The organism is Pseudoalteromonas sp. BSi20439, from assembly GCF_000241165.1.
Lineage (GTDB): Bacteria > Pseudomonadota > Gammaproteobacteria > Enterobacterales > Alteromonadaceae > Pseudoalteromonas.
Genome location: NZ_BADW01000109.1, coordinates 1 through 6,677, shown reverse-complemented (window position 1 = coordinate 6,677; position 6,677 = coordinate 1). Strand labels below are relative to the sequence as shown.

The 6,677-nt window shown below is 39.7% G+C and carries 6 protein-coding genes and 2 tRNA genes; 2 read left to right on the top strand and 6 right to left on the bottom strand.

What is annotated here, in order from left to right:
• Positions 1-15: 15 nt before the first annotated feature.
• The 6 genes from P20439_RS10315 to P20439_RS10290 form a co-directional block, all read right to left on the bottom strand.
• Positions 16-89, bottom strand: a tRNA-Cys gene (locus P20439_RS10315).
• A 28-nt stretch (positions 90-117) separates the two neighbouring features.
• Positions 118-193: transfer RNA gene (locus P20439_RS10310), tRNA-Gly, on the bottom strand.
• 141 nt (positions 194-334) lie between these two features.
• Positions 335-880, bottom strand: coding sequence for a CDP-diacylglycerol--glycerol-3-phosphate 3-phosphatidyltransferase (gene pgsA / locus P20439_RS10305; RefSeq protein ID WP_036933597.1), 546 nt, complete (start codon positions 878-880; stop codon positions 335-337).
• 41 nt (positions 881-921) lie between these two features.
• Positions 922-2,745 carry an excinuclease ABC subunit UvrC gene (uvrC, locus tag P20439_RS10300; protein ID WP_008113095.1) on the bottom strand — a complete coding sequence of 608 codons (1,824 nt, stop codon included), beginning with the start codon at positions 2,743-2,745 and terminating at the stop codon, positions 922-924.
• 9 nt (positions 2,746-2,754) lie between these two features.
• A complete protein-coding gene (uvrY, locus tag P20439_RS10295; protein WP_008113093.1) occupies positions 2,755-3,405 on the bottom strand; it encodes a UvrY/SirA/GacA family response regulator transcription factor in 651 nt (216 codons plus the stop codon).
• 166 nt (positions 3,406-3,571) lie between these two features.
• Positions 3,572-4,723: a dicarboxylate/amino acid:cation symporter gene (locus P20439_RS10290; protein ID WP_008113092.1), complete on the bottom strand. Its 1,152-nt coding sequence runs from the start codon at positions 4,721-4,723 to the stop codon at positions 3,572-3,574.
• Positions 4,724-5,099: 376 nt separating this feature from the next.
• Between P20439_RS10290 and cysK the strand changes: the two genes are divergently transcribed.
• Both cysK and P20439_RS10280 read left to right on the top strand, forming a co-directional pair.
• On the top strand, positions 5,100-6,068 hold the full coding sequence (gene cysK, locus P20439_RS10285) for a cysteine synthase A (protein WP_008113090.1): 969 nt from the start codon (positions 5,100-5,102) through the stop codon (positions 6,066-6,068).
• Positions 6,069-6,213: 145 nt separating this feature from the next.
• Entirely contained in the window at positions 6,214-6,663 is a 450-nt protein-coding gene (locus tag P20439_RS10280; protein WP_008113087.1) for a hypothetical protein, read from the top strand.
• Positions 6,664-6,677: the final 14 nt, after the last annotated feature.

Genomic DNA, 6,677 nt, shown 5'->3' with positions numbered 1-6,677 from the left:
GTGTGGAGTGTTGATTGGAGGCGGAACCCGGAGTCGAACCGGGGTAAACGGATTTGCAATCCGGTGCATGGCCACTCTGCCATTCCGCCTCAATACTAGGTTAGCTTTAAGATAAACTGGAGCGGCACACGAGGCTCGAACTCGTGACCTCGACCTTGGCAAGGTCGCGCTCTACCAACTGAGCTAGTGCCGCTTAATGTTTATCTAGGGGGCTATGCCCTCTCAACACGGACGCATTCTACAGAGATTATTAAACGCGTCAACACAAAAAATGCTACTTTTGAACTGTTTGATTATTTTTTATCTAAAATGGTGCGTTATTAGACGTTTACAATCAATTTTTGGTCAATTCTCCCCATGCTGCAACTAAATATTGCACCATAGAACTAAGCGTTAAAAACGTGGCGATATAAAGTAGGCCATAGCTTAAATACATCATCCAGCTATCGTACTGCCAGATTAAACCTATAATGGCTAACATTTGAGCTGCCGTTTTTAATTTACCCATATCGGATACAGCCACATTACCGCGCTTCCCCTGTTCAGCCATCCACTCACGTAGCGCCGATATAACAATTTCACGACTAATAATAATAAGCGCAGGGATAGTCATATACAAAGATTGATAATGCTCAGATAAAGCAACCAAGGCAGCACACACCATTACTTTATCAGCAACAGGGTCTAAGAACGCACCAAAAGGCGTTGATTGTTCAAGTTTACGGGCTAAATAGCCATCGAGTATATCTGTGATCGAAGCCAGCCAAAAAATAAAGGCAGCAACAAAGAATGCCCATGAATAAGGCATATAAAATATCACCAAAAAAATGGGGATAAGAAAGAGTCTAAACGTTGTGAGTGTGTTTGGAATATTCCACATAACTACTTGGATATGTCTTTTTTCTATATTCGCACATAGGGCTAGCCCTTGTCATGCAAATGGTTAAATATCTTCTCAGCCATGTCAGGACTGATCCCAGGAACTTTCTTTAGCTGTTCTATATTAGCAGCTTTTACGCCTTGCATGCCCCCTAAATATTTTAATAATGTTTGTCGACGCTTTGAACCAACGCCATCTATTTCTTCTAATAACGACTGAGTACGCTGTTTTTGGCGCTTGTTACGGTGGCCTGCAATTGCAAAACGATGCGATTCATCCCGTATATGCTGAATCAAATGCAGTGCTGGTGCATCAGAATCCATAGGGATTGTCTTACGCCCACCATCTATAAGCAAGGTTTCAAGGCCTGGCTTACGGCTAGTGCCTTTTGCAACCCCAACTAATAACGGCATTTTGGTATGCGGCCAGTTTTCGAAATATTGCTCCGCTCTACCTAATTGCCCTTTACCACCATCAATAAAAATAACATCGGGAATTTTATCTTCATCAACCAGCTTGTTATAACGTTTGTTTAGTGCAAATTCCATAGCGGCGTAATCATCACCGCCAGTGATGCCCGTCACGTTATAACGACGATATTCTTTATTATTTGGCCCTTGAGAGTCAAATACAACACAGCTGGCCACTGTGTTTTCACCCATGGTGTGACTGATATCAAAACATTCCATGCGATTGATATCATCAAGGCGTAAAGTGGCCTTTAATTGCGCATAACGCTTGTTTATAGAGTCTTGAGTGCTTTGCTTCACCGTAATGCTATTTAATGCATTTTTATTTGCTAACTGTAAGTACTGTGCTCGCTCACCGCGGGCAACCACTTTTAGTGATACTTTACGCTCACTAATTTGAGTTAGTGCTTCACTGAGCGCATCACTTTCTTCAATTTCAAACGGTAAAATAATTTCTTTGGCAATACGCCCTGTAGCACCTGGCGCTAAATAATACTGACCCAAGAAAGAGGTTAATATTTCTTGCTCCTGTGAGTCTTTAGGTACCTTTGGAAAATAAGTTTTACTACCCAGCACTTTATGATCGCGGATCATCAATAAATGAATCCCATTTAAACCGTTTAAATGGGCAAAGCCGACCACATCCATTTCCGCAAAATTGCCAGAGATAGATTGTTGCTCCTGCATTTTACGCAGTAACATAATTTGGTCACGTACTTTAGCTGCGAGTTCAAAATTAAGCTGCTCACTGGCTCTTTCCATTTTAGCGATTAGATCGGCTATTACTTCATGAGATTTACCGGTTAAAAACTTACGAACATAATTAACTTGCTGCGCGTATTCATCTTCAGAAACTTTATTTACACACGGCGCAGAACAACGTTTTAATTGATACTGTAAACAGGGACGACTTCGCGCACGATAATAAGCATCTTCGCATTGACGCACAGGAAAGATCTTTTGCATTAACCGCAAACTTTCTGAGACAGCTCCAGCGCTTGGAAAAGGACCAAAATATTCGCCCTTTACTTTTCTGCTGCCACGATGAAAGGCTAAGCGCGGATGCTTATGATTAGTGAGCAATATATAGGGATACGACTTATCATCACGTAACAAAATATTATAACGTGGCTGATATTTTTTAATCAGATTGTTTTCAAGCAGAAGCGCTTCTGTTTCTGTATTAGTAAGCGTGACTTCAATATTAAAAATGTTACTTACTAAAACACGGGTTTTGCTGTCGATAATATTGCTGCGAAAGTAACTGCTTACCCGCTTTTTTAAACTTTTAGCTTTACCGACATAGATAACTTGGTTGTCATTATCGAGCATGCGATAAACGCCAGGTTCACTCGATAATGTTTTTAAAAACTGAGCATGATCAAATTCAGACATATATAACGACTAGTAAGATATATCTATATCAATCATTTTGTAACGTATAGCTAAATGAGTAAGCTCTACATCGCCTCCTACGTTAAGCTTTTCAAACATACGATAGCGATAACTGTTTACTGTTTTAGAACTCAAATTTAAGCGCTCAGCGATATCTTGTGCTTTTTCACCTTTGGTGATCATCAACATAATTTGTAGTTCACGCTCAGATAGGCTTTGAAATGGGTTTTCATCGGTACGCCCGGTTACCTGCGCAAGTGCAATCTGTTGTGCTATTTCTGGAGCAATATAACGTTGTCCTGCGTGCACACAACGTATAGCGCGAACCATTTCATCAGACCCAGCACCTTTGGTTAAAAAACCATGAGCACCAATTTGCATTACCTTACTTGGAAATGGGTCTTCGCAATTAACAGTAAGGACAATAATTTTCACATCAGGACAGTAACGGCAAATCTTTTTAGTTGCCTCAAGCCCGCCCATACCAGGCATGTTCATATCCATTAACACTATATTTGGCGAATGCTGACGGCAAAACTGCACAGCCTCTTCGCCTGTTTTAGCTTCACCTATCACTTTAAAACCACGTATATCATCAAGAATACGTCTGATCCCTGTGCGAACAAGTTCATGGTCATCAACTAAAAGTACGTTAATCAATGGAACACCCTCACTAGCCTAATAAGATGCAAGTTAACAAAATTAATTTTCAACATTAGCATACATACGACGAAACCATAACTAATATTATGCTTTCGCCGCCGGTCATCATGACCAATATAATTAAAGCGTATTTACCAAAAGCAGGTAAATACGCGATAGTGATTTAAGCTGACGCTTTTTCACTAAAACGGTCAACCCATAAAGCAATAATACCATCACCCGTTACATTACACGCAGTACCGAAGCTATCTTGCGCTAAGTAAAGTGCAATCATTAGTGCCACTGCACCTTCGTTGAAACCTAGCATGCTCGTTAGTAAACCTAATGCCGACATTACCGCACCACCTGGTGCACCTGGCGCTGCAATCATCACTACACCTAACATCATAATGAATGGCAGCATAGCCATTAGTGAAGGTATTTCCATGCTAGGCGATAAATACATCACAGCCATGGCACAGGTTACAATGGTAATTGTTGATCCAGATAAATGAATAGTGGCGCATAATGGCACGGTAAAGTTAGCTACATCTTCTTTTACGTTATTGGCTTTACTTGATTGCAAAGAAACTGGAATGGTTGCCGCGCTCGACATGGTTCCTAGTGCAGTAAAGTACGCAGGTAACATATTTTTAATTAGCTCAATAGGATTACGTTTGAGTAACAGGCCCGATACAATATAAAGCACACTCAACCATAGCCAATGCATAACTAACGCAGCAATTAACACTACACCAAATGCTTGTAATGTGTCGACAACGGTACCTGCTACAGTCATTTCAGCAAATACACCCGCAATGTAAAACGGCAATGCCGGAATAATTACTTTTGATAGTAAACCATCAATAATGTCGCGCCCCTGATCCGACACAGTTTTTAATGTGTCTAATCCAAGCTGACTCATACCAATACCAAAAACAAAGGCTGTGACTAAAGCTGTCATAACACCCATTAACGGTGGAATTTCTAAGTCAATAAAGCTACCTACCTCAGTGACTGCTTCGGCTTCAAATGAAATACCACCGCTTAAGAACGGAATAACCGCTGTCACTAATAAAAACGCTAAAGTACCGGCTATAATTGTTGAGCCATACGCAAAACCGACTGTTTTCCCCAATAGATGGCCTGATCCTTTAGGTAGCCCAGCAATACCTGAGGCAATAAAAAACAAAATAATCAGTGGAATTGTAAAACTAATAAGCTGGCCAATAAGCTCTTTTACTGTATATAAAAGCTCAACGCCAGTTAAGGGAATGTAGAGCCCGACTAAAATACCGGCCACAATACCGGCAATTAATTTTAAGATTAACTTCATGGTGATTACTTTATTGAATTTAGATAGTGTGTTTTTATCATGTTTTGAATAGTTTGTGTCATAAAACTGTTCAACCGCAGTTCATTTGCACAATTAACCAACAAAATATAAGTGAGTACCGTTGATTTGTTTAAATAACGACTACATAAACAAGAAATAACGTATAAAGTTAAAGGTGAACAAATGGCATATGCTCGCCTTTTTAATAACTAAAAAATTAACAGGTTGGATTTTTAGTTCAATCCGTTATAAGCGTAATTAATATATGTTATAGCCAAAGCTTACTTTAACTTTTTTTATCTCACAGTAAAGTAGGCTTATAAAGTTAACAGGATAGCTGTTAACGTGTTGATCAGATTGTACCTAAAGGAACATTATGTCTACTATTTTTGAAGATAACTCACTAAGCATCGGTAACACACCGTTGGTAAAACTTAACCGTGTTACAGGTGGGAATGTATACGCTAAAGTTGAATCACGTAACCCTAGCTTTAGTATTAAATGCCGTATTGGTGCATCAATGATTTGGGAAGCTGAAAAATCAGGTCAACTTACCAAAGACAAAGAGCTAATAGAGCCGACATCAGGTAACACTGGTATTGCTTTAGCATTTGTTGCGGCCTCTCGCGGCTACAAACTAACGCTGACTATGCCAAACACCATGAGCTTAGAACGTCGTAAACTATTAAAGGCACTCGGTGCTAACCTAGTGCTCACAGATGGCGCTAAAGGTATGAACGGCGCTATTGCTAAAGCCAAAGAAATTCAAGCAGCAGACCCAGATAAGTTTATTTTGCTACAACAGTTCGAAAACCCAGCAAACCCTAAAATTCACTTTGAAACAACGGGCCCAGAAATTTTTAATGCACTTGATGGCAAAATCGATTTCTTTGTTGCAGGTGTTGGTACTGGCGGCACTATTACAGGTGTTAGTCGTTATCTTAAAAAAGAGAAAGGCCTTAATGTAAAATCAATAGCCGTAGAGCCAAGCCACTCGCCAGTTATTAGTCAAACGCTTGCCGGTGAAGAGGTAAAACCAGGGCCACATAAAATACAGGGGATTGGTGCAGGCTTTATTCCAGGGAACTTAGACCTATCAATAATTGATGGTGTAGAGCAAGTGTCTAATGAAGAATGTATCGCAATGTGCCACGAGCTAATGAAAAAAGAAGGGATTTTAGTCGGTATTTCATCGGGTGCAGCCGTGGTTGCAGCAAAACGTATTGCTGAACGTCCTGAAAACGTAGATAAAAATATTGTGGTTATTTTACCAAGTGCAACAGAGCGTTACTTATCAAGCCCAATGTTTGATGAAGAGTTTTCCGAGCAAGAGCTTGTTCAATAATCAGACTACATTATTAAAAAAGGATGTTTTTCAACATCCTTTTTTATTACTTTCCCTATAAGTTAACACCTATTTAGTACTATCCTCTTTACATCCGCAGCATTCCATCACACACTTTATGTATGAGTAATCAACCTGACCAAATATGAAAACAATTTTAACCACTTTTGTGCTCATCTTTAGTATTTTGATCGTTGGCTGTAATGAAAATACTAAACCTAAAGACCAGTACATAGATAATGATAGCCCAGGCGATACCGCCACGGTGTATTTTGATGCGCTTTATAATCAGCATAACTTGCAAAAAGCCAGCAATTTCGCGACCCCTACATTATCCCGCATAATGAAATCGTACGGTACAGCAAAACAGTTTGCCCGCAGTCTTATTAATTTACAGTACGATGAAGTGGTAATTGAAATTGATATGTCAAATTCAAGTCTGCGCGAACAATACGGCAATAAGGCAAGAATAAACATTGTATTTACTGGTTATTTTAACGGTAGAAAAATTGACGATTTTCGCACTATCGAAATGCTAAAAATAAAAGGCAAATGGTACGTAGATAAAATCGTCGCTGATCCTTACGGACGCTGATCAGCGTTCAATCT